Genomic DNA, 23,985 nt, shown 5'->3' with positions numbered 1-23,985 from the left:
CCACTAAGGCCGAAGCCTTCGTTCGACTTGCATGTGTTAGGCATGCCGCCAGCGTTCATTCTGAGCCATGATCAAACTCTCAAGTTTATGACCGGCATCATCGCAGTGGAATTCCACGATAAAGCCGGCATCTCTAGGAGCTGCTCTGCACATATTCTTACGTATGGAAACGTGAAGGACATGCATGAACAGCTTAGCTTTGAACGATCCAACGGGCCTAAAGAACCCGAAAAACCGTGAAGCCGCCGCCCACATGTCCCTTCATCTTAAACCAACAATGTCAAAGAGCGCAAAATACCGACGCCTTGCTCAGCCCTTTCTTTCAAGGGGCGAGCCGAGCGCCGAAAATTTGGTGACCGTAGAAGCGAACCGTGTGGGCCACCGCTGCGGTGACACCCCTCTAGGCAGGGCGTTTGATTCGGTCAAACCCTTTTTTGCAATTTTCTTTCAATCGCGCGGCAAAACGGCGTCGGGCGGGGATCGGTCATGATGAAAACGGCGGAAAATCGCCATTCTGCGCCGGGATTCGCGGGCGGCGCGAGCCGTGCCGCTTGCTCGCCATCATTTGGTTGACGGTTCCGCTCCATCACGAATCGTATCGTGATCGCCGGAGCAGCATCGGAAGTGCCGATTGCCGCAGCACATTTCGGCAAGCGAGCGAAAGACGCTGCGTCGCTTACGGTCGCATCGGTGCGCGGCTCGTTGCGCAGCGACACGCAAGAGCGACATCGATCGCGAATCGCGATGAGCCGGCCACAAAGGATGAAATGGAAAGGATGATGGTCGGGGAGACAGGATTCGAACCTGCGACATCCTGCTCCCAAAGCAGGCGCGCTACCGGACTGCGCCACTCCCCGACGGTGTCGTCGCTTAGGCGGGCTGGATCGTAAGCGCAAGCGTTGCTCTTACGATCCGTTACGATCGCCGATCGAAAACGATGCGACGTGGTGGGCCCGGCAGGACTTGAACCCGCAACCTAGCCGTTATGAGCGGCCAGCTCTAACCAGTTGAGCTACAGGCCCCCTCGCCTCCGTTAGCGTTGCACGCGCGCCGCTGCAATCACCTGATCGAGCGAAGCAGCGGCGATTCCGCGCCGCGCGAGATCGCCCAATACCGCCTCCCACCAACCGTAAAAGGCGCTGAGATCCGCTGCATCGCGCACATAAGGGGTATGTCCGGGCACGAGCGAGGGGGAGTGAAAGGAGAAGTTCAGTACCCGCACCCCCTCCCCAGCCGCCACCGCAATCGCCTCGAGCGCATCGGGCAGCGGCATATCCTCGGGCGTCAGGGCCACGCGCGACAACAGGCGCATGCGGGCGGCCAGGCCGCGCCCCTTCGGTAGACGTCCCAATGCACGATACACGGTGGTGCCGTGCCGCCGAAGCAGGCCCGTATACACGGTCGTCAGCGGCAACTCGACCAAGCTGCCGCCCGGCCCAGCATGGAAGGCGGCATTGCCAATGTCGGAGAAATCGGGCCCGCCGTCCGCCGCATAACTGTAGCGCGCGCGCATCGAGCTATCAAAGCGGTAGCCGCGTTCGGCGAGCAAGGTCAGCGTCTGCGGGCCAATGCCATAGCGCCCGGCGCGATAGGCGATCGGGCGCGTGCCGAACGCGGCCGTGATGGCGTCGGTGAGGCGATCGATCTTCGCAGCCTCCAGCGAGCGCGGCAGATTTCCGACATAACTGTTGAACGGCGTCAGCGCCTCCTGGAAGGGCGGATTGACCCAGCCGTGCAATTGGGTGCCGATCGCCGAGACACCGTCGGCGCACGCAGCACCGAGCACCTCCACCGCGCGGGGGTCCGCTACAATCGGATAATCGACCATATAGGTCAGTGGCACGCCATGATCGGCGAACCAGCGGTGGGCATCGGGAATCGCGGCCACCGCCGACACCGAATGGGCATCGCGTGCGAGCGGCGCAGCCCAGTCGAACTCTTCCTCTGTGTCGACGAACACGATGAAACGTGTGCCGAAGACATCCGGCCACGCGACCAGATCGGTGCGCGCGGGGGCAAGCGGGCGATACGCTGCGGCAGGATCGGGCGTGGCCACGATCAGTTGGAAGAAACCTGCTCCATTCCGGCAAGAGACGCGGCGGGAAGGCGCAAAGTCAAGGCCTTGTCGCCTATCGTCAGGCTGCCGCGCAATTCGGCGGCAAGATTGCGTGCCAGCCGCAGCGCAAAGCCGGTGCCAAGCAAGGGTGCCCCCTCGCGCTCGGCCTCCGCCTCGGCATCGATGGTCAGCAAATTCTCTTCGGCATAAGCGGCGAGTGCCTTGGGCCGATCGAACACGATCGAGATCGCTCCGTCATCCCGCGCGGCCACCACGCCGATCTGCTCGCCAGCGCTGCCCGATGCCACGAGCGTCGCCATCAACCGCGCCACCAGCCGCTCTACCGCCCGATCATCGCCCAGGATCGCCAGCGAATCGCCGCGGACATGGTGTTCGAGCACACTCCCCCTAAGCGTCGCCAGCGGCGCCAGGTCCGCCAGGATACGCGCCAGCAACGGCGCGACCGGAACGTCACCGCTGCGCAAATCGAGCGCATGGGTCTCGATCCGGGCCGCCATGTCGATATCGTCGATCGCGGTGAGCAACCCGCTCGACTGGCTTCGAATGGCCGCAGCATGGGCACGATAGGCCGCAGGGACCGGACCCAGCATCTGCGATTCGATCATCTCGGCAAACCCGGCGATCGCATTGGTCGGTGTGCGCAATTCGTGCACCAACTGACGTAGCGCATCGGCGGCGGGATTGCGGGTTTCGCGCATGGGCTCGGCGGTTTCGTCGGCACGCGGGCGTCGGGCCGTACCGCGATAGCCGGTGAAGCGCCCGCTCACGCGGTCGAACACGGGAATCCCCGTAATGCGCCACTGGCCGGCCGCATCGGAATGGCCATCCACCACCAATCGCGCATTGGCAAAACCGGCCCGACGCCGAAACGCTCCCGCCACCACGCCATCGACCTGCGCGCCAGTGGCTGCGGGCGAAAGGTCGAACGACAGCCCGATCAACGGCGCGCGGGCCGCCCCTTCGATCCAGCGGACGATACCATTGGCATCGGTTTCGAAACGGAAGGTCTCGGACGGGTGCAGCTCGGTCGCGAACAGTTCCGGCTGAATTTCGAGACGCGGCCGGGCGGAGGGGATTTCCTCGCGCTGGCGCTGATAGGCATCGATTCGCGCAACCAGTTCCGCAATCTGAAAGGGACCGGTTTCGAGCGGCGATGCGGGTGGTGGTGGCCGGACAAACGCAATCGGAGCAGAAACCTCGGCGGCGGGCGGCGGCGCGGCCGGAGGTGCGGGTGCGGCCGAATGATCGGCGCGGCGCAGCGCTTCCGCCACCACCGGCAACCCGGCTGCGACCGCCGCGATCGACACGAAGGACGATTGCGGAGCGATCGGCGCTACAGTTTCCGGCAAACTCGGCGGCTCCGCGAAAGGTTCCGCCACGACTTCGGCTTGCTCCGGCACCGGTTGAACGGGCGCGACGGGTTCGACCGTCGCTACGTGGTCGGACGCGGGCTCGGGTGCCGTAGGTGCCGTAGGTGCCGTAGGTGCCGTAGGTGCCGTAGGTGCCGTAGGTGCCGCGACCTGCTCGGGTTCGGTCGGTGCGTCCAGGACGAAATCCACACTGCCGAAGCTTTCCAACGCTCGCTGCACCCCTCGCGGCAGATCGCGCCGGTGTCGCAGGATCGACCGCGCGGACGGCGACAAGACCGGCAGCAAACTCGTCCATTCGGCAATCGACAGGCGCGCGCTTCGCAATACCGGGGCGGCGATCGACAGGTCATCCTCGGCAAACAACGCCACCAGGGGAAAGGGAGGGGTAGCAAAGGCCAGCCCGCGCGCGCTCGCTGACCGCACCAATGGCGGCACGTCACCGCGAATCATGCGCAAACGGGCAATCGCCTCCTCGCTTGCCGCGGCCCGCCCGCGCCCGATCAGATCGACCAACTGCCGCCAAGTGGATTGCGCGCCAAAAGCGGTCGACATTTCTGCCGAAAGGACCGTCTCCAGGCTGTCGTCGAACCGCAAGCTATTCTGTCCCCGAAATCGCGACGTCCCATGCGTCGTAACGGATTCTTAACCGGCGCAAAGGCCCTACGTAACCCCGAGATTTGGCACCGTCGCAATGTGGGACAATTGCGTTCCGTAGTAATTATCTTATAGGCAAGTGCAAGATGGCAATGCGAAACACGCGTTACCCAGGAGCATTACGTAATGACATTCGATTCGATCGACCGCCGTATTCTGGAACTGCTTCAGGACGACGGACGAATGACCAATGTCGAATTGGCCGAGCGCGTCGGGCTGACTGCGCCCCCCTGCCTGCGCCGCGTGCGCGCGCTGGAGGAAGCCGGAGCAATCCGCGGTTACCACGCCGAGATCGATCCCGCCACCCTTGGCTATCCGATTACCGTGTTTGCGATGGTATCGCTGCGCAGCCAGGCCGAGCATGATCTCGCCGCCTTCGAGGAGCATGTCGCCACCATTCCCGAAGTGCGCGAGTGCCACATGCTGAATGGCGAGATCGACTTCATCCTGAAAATCGTCGCCAGCGACTTGAAGAGCTTCCAGGAAATCCTGATGACTCACCTGACGCCAGCGCCGAATGTGGCGAGCGTCAAGACCTCGCTGACGATCCGCACGGCCAAGTCGCTCCCGGGTATTCCGATCCGCGCGGGGTGATGAAATCCCGAAGACCGCGCACGATAGCGGGGTCTGGCGCGGCAACTCGCAAAGCGACGGCGAAGCGCCGTCCCGGCCTACGCCGCAGCCATCACGGCCCGTTTTGCCGACCAGTCGCGGTGAACCGCAAGGCCCGATGCAAGCCATAGCGCGCCGGCGGCCATGAGCCCGGCAAACGCGCCGCCGCTTGGCCCGTTTACGACAAAGCCGACGATCGCGACGGCGATCAGCCCAAAGCCGAGGACATAGAACGGACGAAAGCCCGCAGCGAAAGCGATCGGCAGGAAATGCAGCCCGACCACAAGCGCCATTGAGGGCAAGAGAAGATCGGGCCGATGGAGATTGATGACGATATTCGCCGCGAGGAAAAGGCCCACTCCTTCTCCCATGCTGCTCCACATGATCGCATTTGCTTCTTTTGCCGACGGTTTGATGCCATCGGCGGGTATGCAGATTACATACAGCGCAGCCAGCCCGATCAACACGAAGGCCAGGAAGGGCAAGGCCAAGGCGGCTCCCGTCACACTCCACTGCCAATACAGCGTCAGCGAAGCGAACACCGCCCCGAAAAAGCTCATGATAAGCGCGCCCCAAGCCCCCATGCGAAGTCCCCCTAAGTCTGCACGGGCGCGATTGTATCTTTGACGATTGGGCTGGTCGAGATGCGGGGCAAACAAGGTCGCGAATAGGCCTCCCATCGCGCGACGGCCGCTTGTCCCAAACGAAAAAGGGCGACCCGCAGGCCGCCCTTTTCCGAATATCCGAAGGGATTCGCGATCACGCCGTCGGCGGCGTGTCCACGAACACCAGCCACAACCGGGCAATCGCCTTGCTCGGGTCGGCAGCCACCTTCGTGAGGACCGCCTTGGCCCCGGCGCGATCGCCCGACAGCGCCAGCGCCATGCCGAGATGCAGGTTGTTGCGGTCGGCGTCAGGTGCGCCCTTGGTTTCGGCCAGGCGGTACATCTCGATCGCCTTGGCGTAGTTGCGCGTGCCGAAATAGGCGTCGCCTGCCTGCTGCGCGAGATCGCCCTTGGGGGCTGCCTGCGCGTTCTTCTCCTTGATCGCGAGCGACGTCGCACCGGCGATGCCGGTTTTGGCGCGGGTCAGTTCCTCGGTCGCGGTGATGTTGCCCTTGGGGATCGATTCGTTGGCAAAGCCTTCGTCGAGCACCGTCTTGGCTTCGTTGGGCAAGCCGACGTTGATCGCGGCATCGGCATAATCGATATATTCGCGCTGGCCGGTCTGGCTCTTGGTCGCCCACAGCAGGCGATACAGATCGACGCGGTTCTTGCTGTACTTCGCCGCCGACGGCCCCTGGAAGCCGAAGGTGTAGATCGCGCCGCGCCAATTCTCCTTGGTGCCATATTCGGTCAGCCAGGCTGCGGTCCACTGATCGGCACCTTCCTGGTCCCCTGCCTTGCCGAGCCGGGTGAAGGCATATTTATACCAGGATTCGGGCGCTTTCTTACCCTTGGCCTTTTCCGCCTGCACGGCGGCACCCAGATCGGCGATACCACCCTTCACGTCACCCGCGTCGACCTTGGCGCGCGCGATGTTGAGCAGCAGATCGTCGTCGGTATAGCCAAGGTCCTTGGCCTTGGTGAAATAGTCGACCGCCTTGGCATAGTCCTTGTTCGAATAGGCGAAACCGGCCCGCGAATTGTAGCGGTTACCCAGCTCGGCCTTGGGCGTTGCCGGATTGGCGATCAGTGCATCAAGCGGCGGGGTCAGCGCGGCGATGCGGGCCGCTTCGGGCTGGCCTTGCGTCTGCGCGTTGATCAGCGACAGGCGCAGGCCCGAGGCGAGATACCGCTCATAATCGCTCTTCGCGACGCTATCGAGCGTGTTCAGCGCGGTCTCGGCCTTGGCGAGATCCTTGGGCGTCGCGGCCAGCGCGGTTTGCGCTTCGACGGCAGCAGCACGCGCCGGTGCAGAAATCGTCGGCGTCGCCGGGGCGGCATCTTCCTTCTTCTTGGCGATCGCGGGGGCGACCAGGGCGGCACCGTTCAACCCGATGACGAGCGTTGCCGTCAGGGCGATCTTCGAAACCATCTTCATTGCGGGACTCTCCTCAAACGTCGCTGGCGCAGCGGAATACTGGCTTTGCTCCTAGCGCCGCCGGTTAGACCGTCAAGCGACGCGAGATGCGCGGCGGCGACTGAACGCGCTTTGAACGCATTTGGCCGCATCGCGGTTCGCGATTCGCCGCGCTCCAATTTGCGTTCGGGCTTTGACGCGGGCGCGGTGCCCGCCTAATCGCCGGGGCGATGATCGCCCTTCTGTCCCCTGCCAAGACGCTCGACTATGAACGTCCCCTCCCCGCTTTGACCGCGACCGCGCCGCGCTTTCACGCAGAGGCCGCTTCGCTCGCCAAATCGGCCGCAAACCTGACCCAGGCGCGCCTCGCGGCCCTGATGCACATTTCGCCCAAGCTGGCGAAGTTGAACGCCGACCGCTTTGCGGGATTCGCCGATGCGCCCCAACGCCCCGCTCTCTTCGCCTTTGCCGGAGACGTTTATACCGGCCTCGAAGCGCGTACCCTCGACGAAGCCGCGATTGCCTTCGCGCAGGACCATGTGCGGATGCTGTCGGGTCTGTATGGCCTGCTGCGCCCGCTCGATGCGATGCGCCCCTATCGACTCGAAATGGGCACGCGCTGGGCACCGCGCCGCAAGAGCCTGTACGAATATTGGGGCGACCGCATCGCTGCCGCCGTGCGCGAGGACGTCGCCGAGGAAGGATCGGGCGTCGTGCTCAACCTTGCCAGCCAGGAATATTTCGCGGCGGTCGACGGCAAATTGGCGGGGTTGCGCGTGATCGACGTCGACTTCCGCGAAGCCGGGCCCGACGGCCCGCGCTTCGTCAGCTTCCACGCGAAGCGCGCACGCGGGATGATGGCGCGCTGGATGTGCGAACATCGCATCGGCGAGATTGACGCGATGCGCGGGTTCGACAGCGACGGCTATCGCTTCGACGCCGCCGAGAGCACACCCGACCGCTGGCGGTTTACCCGCGCATGACCGGCGCAGCGGTCATTATCGGTGCCTCGGGCGGCATTGGCGCGGCGCTGGAAGCGGCGCTGATCGACGAAGCGACCTTCGAAAAGGTCCACGGCTTCGCGCGGTCCCGCACCGGCGCGCAGCATCTTGATCTGCTCGACGAAGCAAGCATTGCGGCAGCCGCTGCGCATGTCGCCACAGGCCCCGCCCCGACGCTGGTGATCGTCGCCACGGGATTGCTGCACGCAGGCGAGCGCGGCCCGGAAAAGGCGATGCGCGAACTTGATCCGGCCTGGCTGGCCGAGACCTATGCGATCAACGCGATCGGCCCGGCCCTTGTCGCCAAGCACTTCCTGCCGATCATGCCCAGGACCGGGCGCGCGGTGTTCGCCGCGCTCTCCGCGCGAGTCGGCAGCATTTCGGACAATAAGCTGGGCGGCTGGCACGGCTATCGCGCCTCCAAGGCCGCGCTCAACATGCTGATGCGCGGCATCGCGATCGAGGAAAAGCGCCGCAACGACCGGACGATCGTGGTTACGCTGCATCCCGGCACTGTCGACACGGCGCTGTCGCGCCCGTTCCAGGGCAATGTCCAGGCCGGTCGCCTGTTCACGCCAGACCGCGCCGCGTTGCAACTGCTCGACACGATCGAGGAATTGAAGGCCCCGGATAGCGGCAAGCTGTTCGACTTTGAGGGCAAGGAAGTGCCGTTCTAAAGAACGAGCCGACATGACGGATTTGTCATGATCGCACCATTGCCGATCGCGCGATAGCGTTGCACCATCGCCGCAGGCGTGTTGCGCCTGACGGTTTTGAGAGGATGTCCATGACGAAGCTCCCGATGACGATCGCCGCCGCTGCGGCCCTGCTGTGCGGCACCGCCGCCCTCGCCCAGACCAAGCCTGCGCCCAAGCCGACGCCGACCAAGCCCGCCGCCAAGCCAGCCCCGGCGGTGAAAGCGACCCCCGCAGCTGCGGCAAAGCCCGCCCCCGTTGCGGCGAAACCCACCCCTGCAGCCGCAAAGCCCGCACCTGCCGCGCCAGCCGCCGTCAAGCCCGCAGCCCGCAAACCTGCCGCTGCGGCCACCGGGCGTATGGTCACCACCAAGACCAGCACCGGCAAGACGATCACCTACAATTGTTCGAAGGCCGGCAACGCCAACAAGGCCGCCTGCAAATAAGCGAACCAAACCCACCCCTGCGCCGCTGCGATGCGCGCGGGGGTGGCGTTTCGTTGCGCGCTCGGCTAGGGTTTGTCGCATTCCCGTAACACAGCCGAAGGCACCATAAATTGACCGACGAGACCGTCCTCGCCGACCCTTCCGACATTGCCCCGATCTCGATCGTCGACGAGATGAAGTCGAGCTATCTCGACTATGCGATGAGCGTGATCGTCGCGCGCGCACTTCCCGATGTTCGCGATGGCCTGAAGCCCGTTCATCGTCGCATTCTTTGGTCGGCGTCCGAAAGCGGCTTCGTCTACAACCGGCCCTATCGCAAATGCGCCCGCATCGTCGGTGACGCGATGGGTAAATATCACCCGCACGGTGACAGCTCGATCTACGAAGCCTTGGTCCGCATGAGCCAGGACTGGTCGATGCGCGTGCCGCTGATCGACGGCCAGGGCAATTTCGGCTCGATGGACCCCGATAAAGCCGCCGCGATGCGCTATACCGAGGCGCGTCTCGCCAAGGTCGCAGGGTCGCTGCTCGAGGACATCGACAAGGATACGGTCGACTTCGTCCCCAACTATGACGGCTCCGAGCGCGAACCCTCGGTGCTACCGGCGCGTTTCCCCAATCTGCTGGTCAATGGTGCAGGCGGCATCGCCGTCGGCATGGCAACCAACATCCCGCCGCACAATCTCGGCGAAGTGATCGACGCGACGCTCGCCATCATCGATTCGATGACCGGCGCGCGCGAGCCACTGACCACCGAGGAACTGATCGAGATCGTCCCCGGCCCCGATTTCCCGACCGGCGCGATCATCCTTGGCCGCGCAGGCGCGCGCTCGGCCTATGAAACCGGGCGCGGCTCGATCATCGTCCGCTCACGTTACGTCGTCGAGGAAGGGCGCGGCGATCGCCGCTCGATCGTGCTCACCGAAATCCCGTATCAGACCGGCAAGAACGGCCTGGTCGAAAAGATCGCCGAAGCCGCCAAGGACAAGCGCATCGAAGGCGTCAGCGACATTCGCGACGAATCGAGCCGCCTCGGCGTGCGCATCGTCATCGATTTGAAGCGCGATGCGACCCCGGAGGTCGTGCTCAACCAATTGTGGCGCCACACGCCCGCGCAATCGAGCTTCCCCGCCAACATGCTGGCGATCCGGGGCGGTCGCCCGGAATTGCTCAACCTGCGCGACATTATCACCGCGTTCGTGACCTTCCGCGAGGAAGTCATCACTCGCCGTTCCAAGTTCGAGCTGGCCAAGGCGCGCGACCGCGCGCATCTGTTGCTTGGTCTCGTCATCGCGGTGACCAACCTCGACGAGGTTGTCCGCATGATCCGCGGCTCGTCCAGCCCCGCCGCCGCGCGCGAAGCGTTGCTGGCGCGCGATTGGCCGGTCGCCGAGATCGCGCCGTTCATCAAACTGGTCGAGGCGGTCGAAGTCGAAGTCACCGGAGACAGCTATCGCCTGTCCGAACTTCAGGTCCGCGCGATCCTCGATCTGCGCCTGCACCGCCTCACCGCGCTCGGCCGCGACGAGATCGGCAACGAACTGCAGGGCCTCGCCGATTCGATCGCCGAACTGCTCGCCATCCTCGCCGATCGCGCCAAGCTGTTCGCGGTGATGCGCGAGGAACTGGTCGCGGTCCGCGCCGAATTCGCGACCCCGCGCAAGACCGACATCGCCGCTGCTGCTGACGGCATTGACGATGAAGACTTGATCGAGCGCGAGGACATGGTCGTCACCGTGACGATGCAGGGCTATATCAAGCGCACCACGCTCGACACCTTCCGCGCCCAGGCGCGCGGCGGCAAGGGCCGCGCGGGCATGGCCACCAAGGACGAAGACGCGATCACGAACCTGTTCGTGACCAGCACGCACACGCCGGTCTTGTTCTTCTCGACGCTCGGCAAGGTCTACCGCATGAAGGTGTGGAAGCTGCCCGAAGGCGGTGCCGCCACGCGCGGCCGCCCGATGATCAACCTGCTGCCGCTGGCAGAGGGCGAGACGATCTCGACCGTGCTCGCTTTGCCCGAAGACGAGGCGGAATGGGCCGCTCTGCACGTCATGTTCGCAACGGCGCGGGGCAGCGTGCGCCGCAACTCGATGGACGCCTTCACCAACATTCCGACCGCCGGCAAGATCGCGATGAAGTTCGAGGGCGTCGATGCCGATGACCGGCTGATCGGCGTCGCTTTGCTCAGCGAGAATGACGACGTGCTGCTCGCCACCCGCCAGGGCAAGGCGATCCGCTTCGCCGCCGACGAAGTGCGCGAATTCCAGAGCCGCAATTCGACCGGTGTGCGCGGCATGACGCTGAAGGGCGATGACGAGGTGATCTCGCTGTCGATCCTCCACCGCGTCGGCGCAACACCCGAGGAGCGTGAGGATTATCTCAAGTTCGCGCCGTGGAAGGGCGAGCGCGAAGGCCAGATGGCGATGACCCAGGCGCGCTATGAAGAGCTGATGATCCGCGAGCAGTTCATCCTCACCGTCTGCGCCAATGGCTACGGCAAATTGTCGTCGGCGTATGATTATCGCCGCACCGGGCGCGGTGGCCAGGGCATCACCAACATCGACAACATCCCGCGCAACGGCCCCGTCGTGGCGAGCTTCGCCGCGACCAAGGGCCATCAGTTGATGCTGGTGACCGACCAGGCCAAGGTGATCCGCACCACGCTCGGCTCGATGCGCGTGATCGGCCGCAACTCGGCTGGCGTGAAGCTGTTCGATGTCGGCAAGAACGAGCATGTCGTCTCCGCCGCGCGGATCGAGGAAGCCGAAGGCGATGCCGAGGCCGATGTGCGCGACCTGACCGCTGTCGAAGTTGCCCCCGACGATACCGGCGATACCGGTGAGGATCTGGCGGCTGGCCCGGACAATGGCGAATGAGCGAGCTGCCGCTCACTGCCTATAAGGTGCTGACCGCCGAGCAGATGGCGACGCTGGAGCGCGAGGAATCGTTCGCCGGCGCCCCCATCGACTTGGCTGATGGCTATATCCACCTCTCGACCGCCGAGCAGTTGACCGAGACGGTCGACAAGCATTTCGCGGGGCAAAGCGATTTGCATGTCGCGGCGGTCGATCTCGGATCGTTCGGCGCAGGGTTGAAGTGGGAGGAGTCGCGCGGCGGCCAGCTTTTCCCGCATCTCTATGGCGGCCCGCTGCTGCTCGAGACGGTGATCGCTTACGGCCCGCTCGAACGCGATGCCGACGGCCGCGTGAAACTGCCCGTCGCGGGCTAACGCCGCTCACGCATAGAGATCGACCACCTCTGCGCCTTCGGCCTCTGCCTCCAGCAACAAAGTGCGGTGGCAGTGGCGCGGGTCGCGTTCAAAACAGAGCAAGGCGCTTGGCTTTTCAGCCGCCAGCGCCAGCATCTGCGCCGCCTGTGCCTGCGCCTCGGGGAGTTCGAGCTGGTCGGCATAGACCGCCTCCAGCGTCGCCACATCGCCCTTCTTGGCGGCATCGCGCCCGCGTTTGGGGGTGCCGAGCGCCTTCAAATGCACATAGTCGATCCCCGCCTCGGCCAGCGACGCCGCCAGCGAGGTCTTCGAAAATCCCGGCCGCCGCGACAAGGGCAGCGCACGCACATCGATCACACGCTCCACCCCCGCGCCCGTCAGCGCCGCCAGAAAATCGGCCATCGTCGTGGCTTCATAGCCGATCGTGAACACCTTCATTTCCCGCGCGCTCCGTTCTCACCACGCCATAAGCGATCATCGCCTGTCCCGCGACGTAGAGCGGCCAGACCAACAACGTCGGAACGATCGAATCGACCAGCGGACCCAGTCGCGCGAAAATGAGCAGGTCCGACACCGCGAACAGCAGCGCTCCGGCCCCGACCCAACTGCGGGGAAAGCGGCTGATCCACGCCGTCGCCACCATGCCGCCAAGCGCGAGCCCATAGACCAGCACACCCGGTTGCCCCGACAGCGCATAGCCCGCGCACGGAATCCCCAGCAGCAGTGCGATCGCCACGCCCGTTCCCGACCGGTCGGCACGCAGGTTGGTCCAATACAGTCCGGTCGCCAGCAGATGCGAAGCGAGGAAGGCAGCGCCGCCAATCGTCATCCCCGACGTTTCCAGCAGCACATCGCCCAGCGCCGCAAACCCAAGCACCACCGCCAACCAACGTGCCGCCAGCGTCCGCGCGGCCAGCGCGACCCAGACGGCCAGCAGCGCAACCGCAGTCCCCTTCCACGCCACCAGCGCTGGTCCAGCCGGCAAGATATGGCTGGCCGCCCAGAAACTCACCCCCGCAACAAGGGCCGTTACGAACAAGGCTGGGATCGGCACACGCTGAGACATTGTGGGAGGATGCGCCACCGACTCCGCTTCGGCAAGCACACCGGGCTTGACCTGCACAAAATTCATCTATTTCTGTATTTACAGAAATTGGAGTTACTGGTGACCCTGCTCGACCATCCCGACGCCAAGGCCTTCATTCTCCATTGGGGCGAAATGGGCACGCATTGGGGCGTCAACCGCTCGGTCGCGCAAGTCCATGCGCTGCTCTATCTCTCCGAAAAGCCCGTCGATGCCGAGGCGATCGTCGAGGCGCTGGGGCTCGCCCGCTCCAACGTGTCGACCGCGCTCAAGGAATTGCAGGCCTATGCCATCGTCCGCCGCGTCCATGTCGAGGGCGACCGGCGCGACCATTTCGTGGCCGAAGGCGACCTGTGGGAAATGCTGATGCGCATCGTCGCCGAGCGCAAGCGCCGCGAGATCGACCCGACCATCGCTTTGCTCGCCGAACTGGCCGAGCGCCTCCGCCAGGACGACACCGCCCCCGCCCATTTGCGCGACCGCGTGCTGCGCATGCACGAATTCCTGTCGACGCTGAGCGGCTGGTACGAACAAGTCCGCACCCTGCCCAAGACCACCCTCGTCACGCTGATGAAGCTCGGCAGCAAGGTCGCCCGCTTCATTCCCGGCGGCAAGACCAAGGATTAAGGCGATGCGCACCCACCCAATCCCACCATAACTTTGCCCGTTTATTTCGGTCCTTACAGAAACGACAGGTATAAGGAACCGGTCATGGTCGAAATTTCATATCTTCTCTATCTCGCGATCACGCTCGCGATCACCATCTGGGTCGCGCGCACGCTGTCGAAGAATGGCGAGGTCTTCCTCATCCAATGCTTTGGCCAGAACGAGACGCTGGCGCGCTCGACCAATCATCTGCTCGTGGTCGGCTTCTACCTCGTCAACATCGGCTTCATCACGCTGACGCTCAGCCTCGGCAACGAACCGACGACGCTGACCGGCGCGATGCGCTTCCTCAGCAGCAAGGTCGGGCTCGCGGTGCTCGTGCTCGGCGCGATGCACTTCTTCAACATGGGCGCGATTGCCCGCTTCGGCCGCAAGGTCAGCGGCTGGATCGAAGCACGCCCACTGGCCGCCGCCCACAGCACCCGCACCGACGAGCGGATCACGCGGTGACGTAACCACCCAACCATCAACGGGGAGTGCAGATCATGGGCATGCAAACCGTCGCAACCTACCGCCACCGCATCGGCACAGTGGAATGGCGCGATCTTGTCGGGATGCGCCCGCGCGACGGGCTGGTCGAATGCCTGCACCCGCTGCCGTGGCTGGCTGCGAGCTGGGGGCTGGCGGCGATGGGGCTGTGGCCGCTCGCCGCGGCGGCGTCCTTCATGTTTTTCCTGACCGCGCTGCGGCTTAATCACGAAGCGATCCACGGCAATCTCGGCTTCGCCAGGCGCACGCACCGCATCGTGATGCACGCACTCAGCGCGGTGATGCTCGGCTCGAACAACGCCGTCGCGTTCAATCATTTGCGCCACCACCGCCACCTCGGCACGGCGGAGGACACCGAAGGCGCGTGCGGCCGCATGACCTTCTGGCAAGTCCTGTGCGAAGGACCCCGTTTCCCCTTGCGCAATCATGCCGATGCGTGGCGGCACGGCACGCCCGCCTTGCGCCGCCGGATGCGGATCGATTTCGCGCTCAACCTCACCGTCATCACCGCCGCGCTCGGCACACTGCACCCGGTACTGCTCTATCACGTCGCCGCGATGCTGGTCGCGCAGTGCCTCACCGCCCTGTTCGCGGTGTGGATCACCCACCACGATTGCGCCGAGGACGACATCGCCCGCACGCAGCGCTCACCCCTGGTCAATTTCGCGACCTACAACATGTTCCTCCACCTCGAACACCACCTCTACCCGGCGGTGCCGGTGCGGCGGCTCGGCATCCTCGCCCACCGCATCTCCGACGCCGCGCCCGAGGTGGCGGCGCGGGAACGGCTGGTGTTTCCGGAGGTGTGGCGGTGAGGAGGGGGCGGGCCGAAAATGATAGACCGCCGGCTTCGTCCAATTGCGGACATCCGACAAGCTGGTACGCTGGTTTCTGGAATGGGGATTCAGACGTGATCAGAACAGCGACCGCTTTCGCCGTCATTGCCTTTGTGGGATTTGGCTTCCCCGAGATGGCTCATGGCCAAGTGTTTTTCCCTCCATCTTTATCGAAACGAACAGTCTCGTGCGCGTGGTATCGCAGGGGCCATATGCCCATCATAAGCGACTTCGAGACTAAGTGGTTCTCCTCCCAGCTTGCTGCCGCGAAGGAACCATCGCTATTCAATCTGACGCGGCAGGGTCGTCCTTTCAACGACGTCGTACGATTTACTTGGTTGCCGACTTTTCATCATCCTGTGATCGTACGAATAGAAGGATTGAATTCAAACACGGCTCGCTTAGTAGCAAAGCAGCTTACGGGTGCCGGTGGCTATGATCCGGGGAAAATTGACAAAGAAATTGAGAGACAACTGACGCGCCAAGAGGTTAGCAATTTACGCAGCTTGATAGCGCGCACTCGTATTGCGAGCTTGCCAGCACGTATTTGCGACGGTGGAACCGATGGATCGCAATGGCTGATCGAGGTTACAGATCGTGATGGCTATCATTTTTTGAATCGATGGACGCCGGAGCAAGGCGAAGTGCATGAGTTCGGCCTTGCCGCTATCAAGCTGACCGGTTGGCAATTCAAAACAATCTACTGAACGACCGATTTCCACCAACCCCAGAAATCCGCTCTGTCCTACACACCGTCAATCTGTCAGCCTCGGCAAACCCGCTCTTTCAAACCGTCGACACCCCCAGACCAAGCGCCCAAAAAACGGCGCCGATGGTGCGACTCGTGTGACTTTAAGGCATCCCCAACCGCCCGCTTCCGCCGTCGTTGGTGTGACTCTCCTGTGACTTTAAGCCCCTCCCCGCGCCCGATCGACCTTTGCCACCCCGCCCCACCCCCGCTACAGCCCAGGCCATGACACACCAGATCCACATCATCGGCGGCGGCCTCGCCGGGTCGGAAGCCGCCTGGCAGCTCGCCGAGTCAGGCTTCCGCGTAAAGCTCTCCGAAATGCGCGGTTCCGGCGAGATGACCCCGGCGCATCAGACCGACGGCCTCGCCGAACTGGTCTGCTCCAACAGCTTCCGCTCGGACGATGCCGACAGCAATGCCGTCGGGTTGATCCATCAGGAAATGCGCACGCTGAACTCGCTGATCCTGCGCGAGGCCGACATCCACAAGGTCCCCGCCGGCTCGGCGCTCGCGGTCGATCGCGATCGCTTTTCGGACGGCGTCACCGCAGCGCTCGCCGCGCATCCCAACATCGAAATCGTGCGCGAACGCGTCGATGTGTTGCCCGATACCGGCCTGACGATCGTCGCCACCGGCCCACTCACCGCGCCCGCGCTCGCCGATACGATCGGCGAGGCGACCGGCAAGGACGCGCTCGCTTTCTTCGATGCGATCGCGCCGATCGTCCATTTCGACAGCATCGACATGGACGTGGCCTGGATGGCCTCGCGCTGGGACAAGGGCGATTCCAAGGATTACATCAACTGCCCGATGACGCGGGACGAATATCTCGCCTTCCACACCGGCCTGATGGAAGGCGAAAAGACCGAATTCAAGGAGTGGGAGGACGTCCCCTATTTCGAAGGCTGCATGCCGATCGAGGTCGCCGCGGCGCGCGGGGTGGATACGCTGCGCTATGGGCCGATGAAGCCGGTCGGGCTCGATGATCCGCGCACCGGCCGCTGGCCCTATGCGGTGGTGCAATTGCGGCAGGACAATGCCAGCGGCACGCTGTGGAACATCGTCGGTTTCCAGACCAAGCTGAAGCATAGCGAGCAAGTGCGCCTGTTCCGCACCATCCCCGGCCTGCAAAACGCCGAATTCGCGCGCCTGGGCGGTTTGCACCGCAACACCTTCATCCGCTCGCCCGAGCTGCTCGACCCGACGCTACGGCTCAAGGCACGCCCCAATATCCGCTTCGCCGGGCAAATCACCGGCTGCGAAGGCTATGTCGAAAGCGCCGCGGTCGGGCTGATGGCCGGGCGCTTCGCTGCGGCCGAGCTGGGCGGAAAGCCGATGACGCCGCCCCCGGTCACCACCGCGCTCGGTGCCTTGCTGCATCACATTACCGGCGCGGCGGTGGCCGAGACCTATCAGCCGATGAACGTCAATTTCGGCCTGTTCCCGCCGATCGAAGGCCGCACCAAAAAGGCCGATCGCAAGAAGATGTACACCGATCGCGCCCGCGAAGCGCTCGGGGAATGGCTGGCGGCGGGGTAACGCTCAGCTTTCCTCCGCGCTCGCCGGTGGCGGGGCAGGCGGGCAATCGCGCCGAACGCGCGGAGCTTTGCGCTTGGGCGCGGTGCTGACAAACTCCGCCGGCGTCATCGCGCCCGATTTGTCCTTGTCGGCCTCGGCGAATTTGGTTTCGGTCTTCACCGCCCATTCGTCGAACGACAGCACGCCATCATGGTTGGCGTCGAGCTTGGCATAGGCCTTGCGGCGCGGCGCAAGATACTCCTCACGCGTCACCTTGCCGTCGCGATCCTTGTCATAGCGGTCGAAGCGCTTCTGCTCGCGAGTCTTGTCGCTCGCCTCGGGCACCGTCGCCGGCAGCGCGCCCCCTTCCGTGGTTTGCGCCAGGGCCAGCGGGACGGAAGGCAAGGCCGCCACCGATCGCGCGCTGCGGTTGAACAGCAGCATTCCGGCCGCAACCAACGCCAGTGTCGCCAGCCCGCCCACCAGATATCGCCACATAGCGCCCTCCCCCGAGTCCCCTTGGGCAGGGTATCGCGTCCAAGCGCGTGGCGGAAGCCTAGCGCCCGGTAAAACGGTGCCAAGCGAGCCGGGCAACCCGTTGCGGCGCGCCGACCGGAGGCGACATGCCCTGCGGCAGCGCGAGGTCCATCCGCGCGATGTGTGCCAGCGCGCCGAGCGCACGCGCCGCGCGGCTCCAGCGCTGTCGAGTGGCGTCGGCGAGCGCGGTCGCTGCCATCTCAGTTGGAAGCACCGCCGCCGCATCGCGTGAGTGGCGGGCCAGGTCGGCAAGCGCCCATCCCTGCCCCGCCACCAGCAGCGGATCACGCTCCGCCGCACCCAGCATCCGACCGGCCGCCGCAAACACGGTGCCGCCGCGCACCGTAGCATAGGCTTCCAGCATCGGCGCGGTCAGCGGGTCGGGGTCGAGCAGCATTTCCCAGCCATCGATCATCCCGGCCAGCCTTGTGCCCGATAGCCCCTGTGGTAGCACCTTCGCCGCCAGCGCTTGCAACACCGGCTGCGCTGGCGGCGGGGCGTTGTCGAGCGCGACCAACGCCTCATGCCACCAGGTCAACCGCATCTGCCCGACCAGCGGCTCGCGCGTCGTGCGCAGAATCTGGCCCAGAGTATCATCCAACGCGAATACCGCCGCGAGCCCGGCGCGGACGTCACGCGGCGCGTAGGACAAAGCGAGCGCGCGCTCCGGGTTGGTGGGCTCGATCATCTGGAAAGGGTCGCCGACCATGGGTTGAACGCGCTTGATTTCACTATTCCTTTACCCGTTGCGTGGCAGGAAATGGCATAGCTTTGGGGCAATTTCATCGTGAAGATCACGCTTCCTCCCAGATTTGTCGCAGGCCCGAGCCGCGCGCGCGCGCTTGCAAGGGACGACCGCGGCAGTGCGGCGGTGGAATTCGCGCTCGTCGTAACCCCGTTGATCGCCTTGATGATCGCGATTGTGCAGACGAGCCTTACCTTCTTTGCCCAGCAGAATTTGGAAACAACCGCCGAAAAATCGGTCCGCGCCTTGTTGACCGGCACCGCCCAGACAAGCGGAATGACCCAGGCGCAATTCAAGACGCTCGCCTGCTCGAAACTGCCGGCCTTCATGAAGTGCGCGAATTTGCTGATCGACGTGCAAGCAGCCACTGCCTTTTCAGCCGTAGCGACCGCGCCGCCGACGATCACCTATGACAGCAACGGCAACGTCAACAACGCCTTTCAATATGCACCGGGGGGGACCGGGTCGATCAACGTCGTCAAGATGATGTATCTCTGGGATACCCAAAAGGGTCCGCTCGGCTTCGATTTGTCGACCCTTTCCGGCGGCAAGCGTTTGCTGATCGCAACATCGGTCTTCAAGACGGAGCCGTACAAGTGACCCGCCGTTTATGGGCCGATCAAGGCGGCGTATCGGCGGTGGAGTTTGCGATCTGCCTGCCGTTCATCGTGCTGTTGTACCTCGGCGGATATCAATTGAGCGACAGCATCTCGGCGTATCGCAAAGTCACCGCCGCCACGCGGACCGTTGCCGATCTGACGTCACAATCGACCAGCGTTACCGCCTCGGATCTGGATACGATCCTGAACGCCAGCACGCAGATCTTGAGCCCGTACAAGATATCGGCGGCGAAATTGACGGTATCGCAAATATACACCGACCCCAACGGTGTATCGACAGTCGATTGGAGCCGTGGGTTAAACATCAACGCGTTGACGAAAGGCACTTCGTTCACCTTGCCCGGAACGATCAAGCAAAACGGAACCTATGTCATCGTTGCATCCATCAATTATACGTACACGCCGGTCGCTGGACTTGCTTTGCTCGGTAGCATTCCCATGCGCGACCAGATCATCATGAGTCCGCGCGCGTCAAATTCGGTAACTGGGGTCAATGTGTCCTAATGGTCCAGCCGTTTCTTACCTTCCTTCGCGCCACGCATCGGTTCGCCACGCGCCTGCGCCACGATCGCCGCGGCAATGTCCTGCTGTTGATGGGCTTCGCCGCGATTCCGCTGACGCTCGCAACCGGCGTCTCGATCGATTACGCACGCGCCGGACGTTTGCAGACCAAATTGAACTCGGCAGCCGACGCTGCGGCCTTGGCTGCGGTCACGCAGCCGATGATGAAGCTCGATAACACCGCAGCCCAGAATGCGGCCAACGCGATGTTCAAATCGCAAATTACCGGCCAGCCGGGGTTGATCTGGAACGACAGCAACCTGACCGTTTCGATCGTCGGCAACAACGCAGCTGCATCAACGCGCACCGCAACCGTCACCTACACGGCCTCATCGGTGAATGCCTTTGCAAACGTCATCGGAATGCCGACGATTACCATCGGCGGAACATCGACGGCGACCGCCACGGCTGCACCAAATATCGACTTTTACCTGGCGCTCGACACCTCGTCTTCGATGGCGTTGCCGACCACGTCGGCCGGATTTACGACGATGGACAATGCCGTAAAATGCGCGTTTGCCTGTCATTCCAACAAGATCGAAACCTACGTTGGCTCGTCCATCCCAAGTCTGATCCTCGACAATGCCAAGTTTTCCATCGTCAAAGGCTCTTACGGAACCGGTACGGTTGGTGGCAACCAGATCACGAAAATTGATGCCAATGGTGCCTATGTTTACGTCAGCAAAAAATCGACCAACAGCTATTGCGGCGCAAGCAATGCGAAGGATATCTGCGTCTACAATGCCGATGGTTCTTTCGTAGACTCCTATTGGTATGCGCTCAATCAGGGCGTACACTTGCGAGTTAATGACGAACAGACCGCTGCCAGCAATTTGATGACTTTGGCGCAGAGTTACGCGCTGGAGAACAGCCGCACCTATCGCGCCGCGCTTTACACCTTCGATCACATCACCAATTTCAAGACGATCGCGACGCTGACGCCTGACCTGGCATCGGTCGGCACCGCCGCCAGCAATGTCAGTCTGGTCACGGTCAACGACAAGGCCGGCAACGGACGTCCGCCCAACGGCTCGTCGGGCACGGAATATCTGTTCACGAGCTTCCAGAGCTTGATGAACAATATGGGAACCCAATTGCCCGCAAAATCAGGCAATGGGTCGAACGACCCGGGCGATACGCCGCAAGCGTTCTTGTTCTTGGTAACCGACGGGATGAGCGACGAGAATATCGGGTCAGGCCGCACCCGCGCACCGATGCAGCAAGCGCAAATTGATCAATGCACCGCGATCAAGAAGCGCGGCGTGAAGATCGCCATTCTCTATACCGAATATACCTCAGCATCGATCCAGGACGACGAAGCGACCCAGCGCGACATCGCCAATGCCGCGATCCCAAAGATCCCGACGGCGTTGACGGCCTGCGCGTCGCCCGATTTGATGTATACGGTGAAGACCGACCAGAGCATCTCCGACGCCCTTCAGTCGTTGTTCCGCAAGGCCGTTGCCAGCGCGCGTCTCACGCAATAAGCGACCGGGGTCGTCTGCGGCGGCAACCGACGCAGACGACCCCGTCCTGATGGATTAGCGGTACAGAACCGACTTCACCGCCGCGACGATCTTGTCGGCGCTGACCAGCATCAGCTTTTCGAGGTTCGCCGCATAAGGCATCGGCACGTCCTCGTTGGTCACGCGCAACACCGGGGCATCGAGGTCGTCGAAACCCTGTTCCATGCACACCGCCGAGATTTCCGACGCGATCGAGCAGGTCGGCCAGCCTTCTTCGACCACCACGACGCGGTTGGTCTTCTTCAGGCTCTTGAGCACGGTCGCGGTGTCGAGCGGGCGCAGCGTGCGCAGGTCGATCACCTCGGCGTCGATCCCCTCGCCCGCCAGCGTCTCGGCGGCTTCGAGCGCGAGCCCGACGCCGATCGAGTAGCTGACGATCGTCACGTCCTTGCCCTCGCGCATGATCCGCGCCTTGCCGATCGGCAGCACATAATCGTCGAGCTTGGGCACTTCGAAGGTGCGGCCGTAGAGCAGCTCATTCTCGAGGAACACGACCGGGTCTTCGGTGCGGATCGCCGCCTTCAGCAGCCCTTTGGCATCGGCCGCGTCATAAGGCGCAATCACGATCAGGCCAGGCACGCTCGCATACCAGGGCCCGTAATTCTGGCTGTGCTGCGCGCCGACGCGGCTCGCCGCGCCGTTGGGACCACGGAACACCACCGGGCAGCGCATCTGGCCGCCCGACATATAGTTGGTCTTGGCGGCGGAATTGATGATGTGGTCGATCGCCTGCATAGCGAAGTTGAAGGTCATGAACTCGACGATCGGGCGCAGACCGCCCATCGCCGCGCCCGTGCCGATGCCGGCAAAGCCATATTCGGTGATCGGCGTATCGATCACGCGCTTGTCGCCAAACTCGTCGAGCAGGCCCTGCGTAACCTTATACGCGCCCTGATATTGCGCGACTTCCTCGCCCATCACGAACACGCGCGGATCGGCGCGCATTTCCTCGGCCATCGCATCGCGCAGCGCCTCGCGCAGCGTCATCTTGACCAGCTCGGTCCCTTCCGGGATCTCGGCCGGCACGGGCGTGTCGGCATTGGTCTTCAGTGGGTCGGGCGTCGTGGTCTTGCCCTCGCCCGTACCGGTTTCCTCGGCCTCAGTGACTTGGGCTGGAGTGGGGGCTGCGGCAGGAGCGGTCGGCGCGGCGACCGGAGTCGAAGCATCCTCTCCTTCGGCGAACAACGTGGCAATGACGGTCCCGACCTTCACATTGTCGGTGCCTTCGGCGACGAGGATCTTGCCGATCGTGCCTTCGTCGACAGCTTCGAATTCCATCGTCGCCTTGTCGGTCTCGATCTCGGCCATGATGTCGCCCGATTTGACGACATCGCCTTCCTTGACCAGCCATTTGGCGAGGGTGCCTTCCTCCATCGTGGGGGAAAGCGCGGGCATCTTGATTTCTACGGCCATTAGTAGGTTTCCACCAGCACGTCGGTATACAGTTCAGAGGCCTCAGGCTCGGGCGTCTGTTCGGCGAAGTCGGCCGCTTCGTTGACGATCTTGCGGATTTCCTGCTCGATCGCCTTCAGTGCGTCTTCCTTGATGCCCTGCGCATCGAGCAGCTTCTTGACGTGATCGATCGGGTCGGACTTGTCGCGCACCGCCTGCACTTCGTCGCGCGAGCGGTATTTGGCGGGGTCGGACATCGAGTGGCCGCGATAGCGATAGGTCTTCATCTCCAGGATGATCGGCCCCTTGCCCGCGCGCACCCACGCCAGCGCTTCCTCGGCGGCACCGCGGCACGCCAGCACGTCCATGCCGTCCACCTGGATACCAGGAATGCGGAAGCTCTCGCCGCGCTTGTACAGCTGGTCTTCGGCCGAGGAGCGGTTGACGCTGGTGCCCATGGCGTACTGGTTGTTCTCGATCACATAGATGATCGGGAGCTTCCACAGCTCGGCCATGTTGAACGATTCGTAGACCTGGCCCTGGTTCGCAGCGCCGTCGCCGAAATAGGCGACCGCGACGCCGCCATCCTCGTTATACTTGTGCGCAAAGGCGAGGCCGGTGCCGAGCGAGACCTGCGCGCCGACGATGCCGTGGCCACCGTAAAACTTCTTCTCGGTCGAGAACATGTGCATCGAGCCGCCCTTGCCCCGGCTGATTCCCGCGCCACGCCCGGTCAATTCGGCCATGATGATCTTGGGGTCGATGCCGTAGGCGAGCATGTGGCCATGGTCGCGATAGCCGGTGATGACCGAGTCCTTCTCGCCATCGAGCGCGGACTGCAGCCCGACCGCAACGGCTTCCTGGCCGATATACAGATGGCAAAAGCCGCCGATGAAACCGAGGCCATAAAGCTGGCCCGCTTTCTCTTCGAAGCGGCGGATCATCAGCATCTGCTTGTAGAATTCGAGCAGCTCCTCGGTCGAGGCCTCGTACAATTTGGGCTCGTCAGGGCGCTCGCGGTTCGGCACCGGGGGTTGTGCCTTTACGGCGGCGGGAGCTTTTGCCACGTCTGGAAGACCTCATGACCTGGGGAGAGGAGACGCGAGCCTATAGGCGCGATCCGGCGGGTTTATCAATCGCCTCCGTAA

Annotated in this window: 25 protein-coding genes, 2 tRNA genes and 1 rRNA gene; 14 read left to right on the top strand and 14 right to left on the bottom strand. The window is 63.5% G+C overall.

The window, feature by feature from the left end; genetic code table 11:
- The 6 genes from ACP7BY_RS18030 to ACP7BY_RS18005 all read right to left on the bottom strand — a co-directional run.
- Window positions 1–87, bottom strand: a 16S ribosomal RNA gene (locus ACP7BY_RS18030); the annotation flags it as partial.
- A 335-nt stretch (window positions 88–422) separates the two neighbouring features.
- Window positions 423–716, bottom strand: a complete 294-nt coding sequence (locus tag ACP7BY_RS18025; RefSeq protein WP_081988721.1) for a hypothetical protein — start codon at window positions 714–716, stop codon at window positions 423–425.
- A gap of 64 nt (window positions 717–780) precedes the next feature.
- Window positions 781–857 (bottom strand) — tRNA-Pro (locus tag ACP7BY_RS18020).
- Window positions 858–945: 88 nt separating this feature from the next.
- Window positions 946–1,022 (bottom strand) — tRNA-Ile (locus ACP7BY_RS18015).
- 11 nt (window positions 1,023–1,033) lie between these two features.
- Entirely contained in the window at window positions 1,034–2,056 is a 1,023-nt protein-coding gene (locus ACP7BY_RS18010; protein WP_033965101.1) for a polysaccharide deacetylase family protein, read from the bottom strand.
- A gap of 2 nt (window positions 2,057–2,058) precedes the next feature.
- Window positions 2,059–4,041: a sensor histidine kinase gene (locus ACP7BY_RS18005; RefSeq protein WP_081988720.1), complete on the bottom strand. Its 1,983-nt coding sequence runs from the start codon at window positions 4,039–4,041 to the stop codon at window positions 2,059–2,061.
- 186 nt (window positions 4,042–4,227) lie between these two features.
- Between ACP7BY_RS18005 and ACP7BY_RS18000 the strand changes: the two genes are divergently transcribed.
- The gene (locus ACP7BY_RS18000; RefSeq protein WP_033965099.1) at window positions 4,228–4,695 is read left to right on the top strand and encodes an Lrp/AsnC family transcriptional regulator; all 468 of its coding nucleotides are present in this window, start codon (window positions 4,228–4,230) and stop codon (window positions 4,693–4,695) included.
- Window positions 4,696–4,772: 77 nt separating this feature from the next.
- On the opposite strand, the gene ACP7BY_RS17995 is transcribed toward ACP7BY_RS18000, so the two are convergent.
- Window positions 4,773–5,273 carry a hypothetical protein gene (locus ACP7BY_RS17995; RefSeq protein WP_231565109.1) on the bottom strand — a complete coding sequence of 167 codons (501 nt, stop codon included), beginning with the start codon at window positions 5,271–5,273 and terminating at the stop codon, window positions 4,773–4,775.
- A 199-nt stretch (window positions 5,274–5,472) separates the two neighbouring features.
- Window positions 5,473–6,756 carry a hypothetical protein gene (locus ACP7BY_RS17990; protein WP_033965095.1) on the bottom strand — a complete coding sequence of 428 codons (1,284 nt, stop codon included), beginning with the start codon at window positions 6,754–6,756 and terminating at the stop codon, window positions 5,473–5,475.
- Window positions 6,757–6,965: 209 nt separating this feature from the next.
- Here ACP7BY_RS17990 and yaaA point away from each other — a divergent pair, with 209 nt between their 5' ends.
- From yaaA to ACP7BY_RS17965, 5 genes are all read left to right on the top strand, one after another.
- On the top strand, window positions 6,966–7,718 hold the full coding sequence (yaaA, locus tag ACP7BY_RS17985) for a peroxide stress protein YaaA (RefSeq protein ID WP_033965093.1): 753 nt from the start codon (window positions 6,966–6,968) through the stop codon (window positions 7,716–7,718).
- Entirely contained in the window at window positions 7,715–8,413 is a 699-nt protein-coding gene (locus ACP7BY_RS17980; protein WP_137903320.1) for an SDR family NAD(P)-dependent oxidoreductase, read from the top strand. Before yaaA ends, ACP7BY_RS17980 begins: the two co-directional genes overlap by 4 nt.
- A 110-nt stretch (window positions 8,414–8,523) precedes the next feature.
- Complete coding sequence (locus tag ACP7BY_RS17975; RefSeq protein WP_137903321.1) at window positions 8,524–8,877, top strand: hypothetical protein; 354 nt, start codon at window positions 8,524–8,526, stop codon at window positions 8,875–8,877.
- A 110-nt stretch (window positions 8,878–8,987) separates the two neighbouring features.
- A complete protein-coding gene (gyrA, locus tag ACP7BY_RS17970) occupies window positions 8,988–11,759 on the top strand; it encodes a DNA gyrase subunit A (protein WP_033966124.1) in 2,772 nt (923 codons plus the stop codon).
- Window positions 11,756–12,112, top strand: coding sequence for a DUF952 domain-containing protein (locus tag ACP7BY_RS17965; RefSeq protein ID WP_033966125.1), 357 nt, complete (start codon window positions 11,756–11,758; stop codon window positions 12,110–12,112). The genes gyrA and ACP7BY_RS17965 overlap by 4 nt, the downstream gene beginning before the upstream one ends.
- A 6-nt stretch (window positions 12,113–12,118) precedes the next feature.
- On the opposite strand, the gene ACP7BY_RS17960 is transcribed toward ACP7BY_RS17965, so the two are convergent.
- Window positions 12,119–12,550 (bottom strand): DUF488 family protein, encoded by a 432-nt coding sequence (locus tag ACP7BY_RS17960; protein ID WP_033966126.1) that lies wholly within the window; start codon window positions 12,548–12,550, stop codon window positions 12,119–12,121.
- Window positions 12,525–13,244, bottom strand: coding sequence for a lysoplasmalogenase family protein (locus tag ACP7BY_RS17955; RefSeq protein ID WP_137903322.1), 720 nt, complete (start codon window positions 13,242–13,244; stop codon window positions 12,525–12,527). The genes ACP7BY_RS17960 and ACP7BY_RS17955 overlap by 26 nt, the downstream gene beginning before the upstream one ends.
- 33 nt (window positions 13,245–13,277) lie before the next feature.
- On the opposite strand from ACP7BY_RS17955, the gene ACP7BY_RS17950 reads away from it, so the two are divergent.
- From ACP7BY_RS17950 to trmFO, 5 genes are all read left to right on the top strand, one after another.
- Window positions 13,278–13,823, top strand: a complete 546-nt coding sequence (locus ACP7BY_RS17950; RefSeq protein WP_033966127.1) for a GbsR/MarR family transcriptional regulator — start codon at window positions 13,278–13,280, stop codon at window positions 13,821–13,823.
- 84 nt (window positions 13,824–13,907) lie between these two features.
- On the top strand, window positions 13,908–14,312 hold the full coding sequence (locus ACP7BY_RS17945) for a hypothetical protein (RefSeq protein WP_052192452.1): 405 nt from the start codon (window positions 13,908–13,910) through the stop codon (window positions 14,310–14,312).
- A 35-nt stretch (window positions 14,313–14,347) separates the two neighbouring features.
- A complete protein-coding gene (locus tag ACP7BY_RS17940) occupies window positions 14,348–15,166 on the top strand; it encodes a fatty acid desaturase (protein ID WP_137903323.1) in 819 nt (272 codons plus the stop codon).
- Window positions 15,167–15,261: 95 nt separating this feature from the next.
- Window positions 15,262–15,894 (top strand): hypothetical protein, encoded by a 633-nt coding sequence (locus ACP7BY_RS17935; RefSeq protein ID WP_137903324.1) that lies wholly within the window; start codon window positions 15,262–15,264, stop codon window positions 15,892–15,894.
- Window positions 15,895–16,160: 266 nt separating this feature from the next.
- The gene (gene trmFO / locus ACP7BY_RS17930) at window positions 16,161–17,477 is read left to right on the top strand and encodes a methylenetetrahydrofolate--tRNA-(uracil(54)-C(5))-methyltransferase (FADH(2)-oxidizing) TrmFO (protein WP_137903239.1); all 1,317 of its coding nucleotides are present in this window, start codon (window positions 16,161–16,163) and stop codon (window positions 17,475–17,477) included.
- A gap of 3 nt (window positions 17,478–17,480) precedes the next feature.
- Here the strand turns inward: trmFO and ACP7BY_RS17925 are convergent, their stop codons facing one another.
- Together ACP7BY_RS17925 and ACP7BY_RS17920 are read right to left on the bottom strand one after the other, a co-directional pair.
- Window positions 17,481–17,954: a histidine kinase gene (locus tag ACP7BY_RS17925; protein ID WP_033963327.1), complete on the bottom strand. Its 474-nt coding sequence runs from the start codon at window positions 17,952–17,954 to the stop codon at window positions 17,481–17,483.
- 58 nt (window positions 17,955–18,012) lie between these two features.
- Entirely contained in the window at window positions 18,013–18,702 is a 690-nt protein-coding gene (locus ACP7BY_RS17920; protein ID WP_231564875.1) for a squalene/phytoene synthase family protein, read from the bottom strand.
- A gap of 78 nt (window positions 18,703–18,780) precedes the next feature.
- On the opposite strand from ACP7BY_RS17920, the gene ACP7BY_RS17915 reads away from it, so the two are divergent.
- The 3 genes from ACP7BY_RS17915 to ACP7BY_RS17905 are packed head-to-tail and all read left to right on the top strand — an operon-like array spanning window position 18,781 to window position 21,406.
- Entirely contained in the window at window positions 18,781–19,338 is a 558-nt protein-coding gene (locus tag ACP7BY_RS17915) for a TadE/TadG family type IV pilus assembly protein (RefSeq protein WP_033963323.1), read from the top strand.
- Window positions 19,335–19,862: a TadE/TadG family type IV pilus assembly protein gene (locus ACP7BY_RS17910; RefSeq protein WP_033963321.1), complete on the top strand. Its 528-nt coding sequence runs from the start codon at window positions 19,335–19,337 to the stop codon at window positions 19,860–19,862. Before ACP7BY_RS17915 ends, ACP7BY_RS17910 begins: the two co-directional genes overlap by 4 nt.
- A complete protein-coding gene (locus ACP7BY_RS17905; protein ID WP_052191994.1) occupies window positions 19,862–21,406 on the top strand; it encodes a pilus assembly protein TadG-related protein in 1,545 nt (514 codons plus the stop codon). The genes ACP7BY_RS17910 and ACP7BY_RS17905 overlap by 1 nt, the downstream gene beginning before the upstream one ends.
- A gap of 54 nt (window positions 21,407–21,460) precedes the next feature.
- Here the strand turns inward: ACP7BY_RS17905 and ACP7BY_RS17900 are convergent, their stop codons facing one another.
- Together ACP7BY_RS17900 and pdhA are read right to left on the bottom strand one after the other, a co-directional pair.
- Window positions 21,461–22,858, bottom strand: a complete 1,398-nt coding sequence (locus ACP7BY_RS17900) for a pyruvate dehydrogenase complex E1 component subunit beta (RefSeq protein WP_137903240.1) — start codon at window positions 22,856–22,858, stop codon at window positions 21,461–21,463.
- A complete protein-coding gene (gene pdhA / locus ACP7BY_RS17895; RefSeq protein WP_137903241.1) occupies window positions 22,858–23,904 on the bottom strand; it encodes a pyruvate dehydrogenase (acetyl-transferring) E1 component subunit alpha in 1,047 nt (348 codons plus the stop codon). The genes ACP7BY_RS17900 and pdhA overlap by 1 nt, the downstream gene beginning before the upstream one ends.
- Window positions 23,905–23,985 lie beyond the last annotated feature (81 nt).

The sequence above is a fragment of the Sphingomonas sp. PSPC2-2 genome, from assembly GCF_049897725.1.
Taxonomy (GTDB): Bacteria; Pseudomonadota; Alphaproteobacteria; order Sphingomonadales; family Sphingomonadaceae; genus Sphingomonas.
The sequence above is the reverse complement of the archived record's forward strand: the minus strand, read 5'-3'. Positions and strand labels throughout refer to the sequence as shown.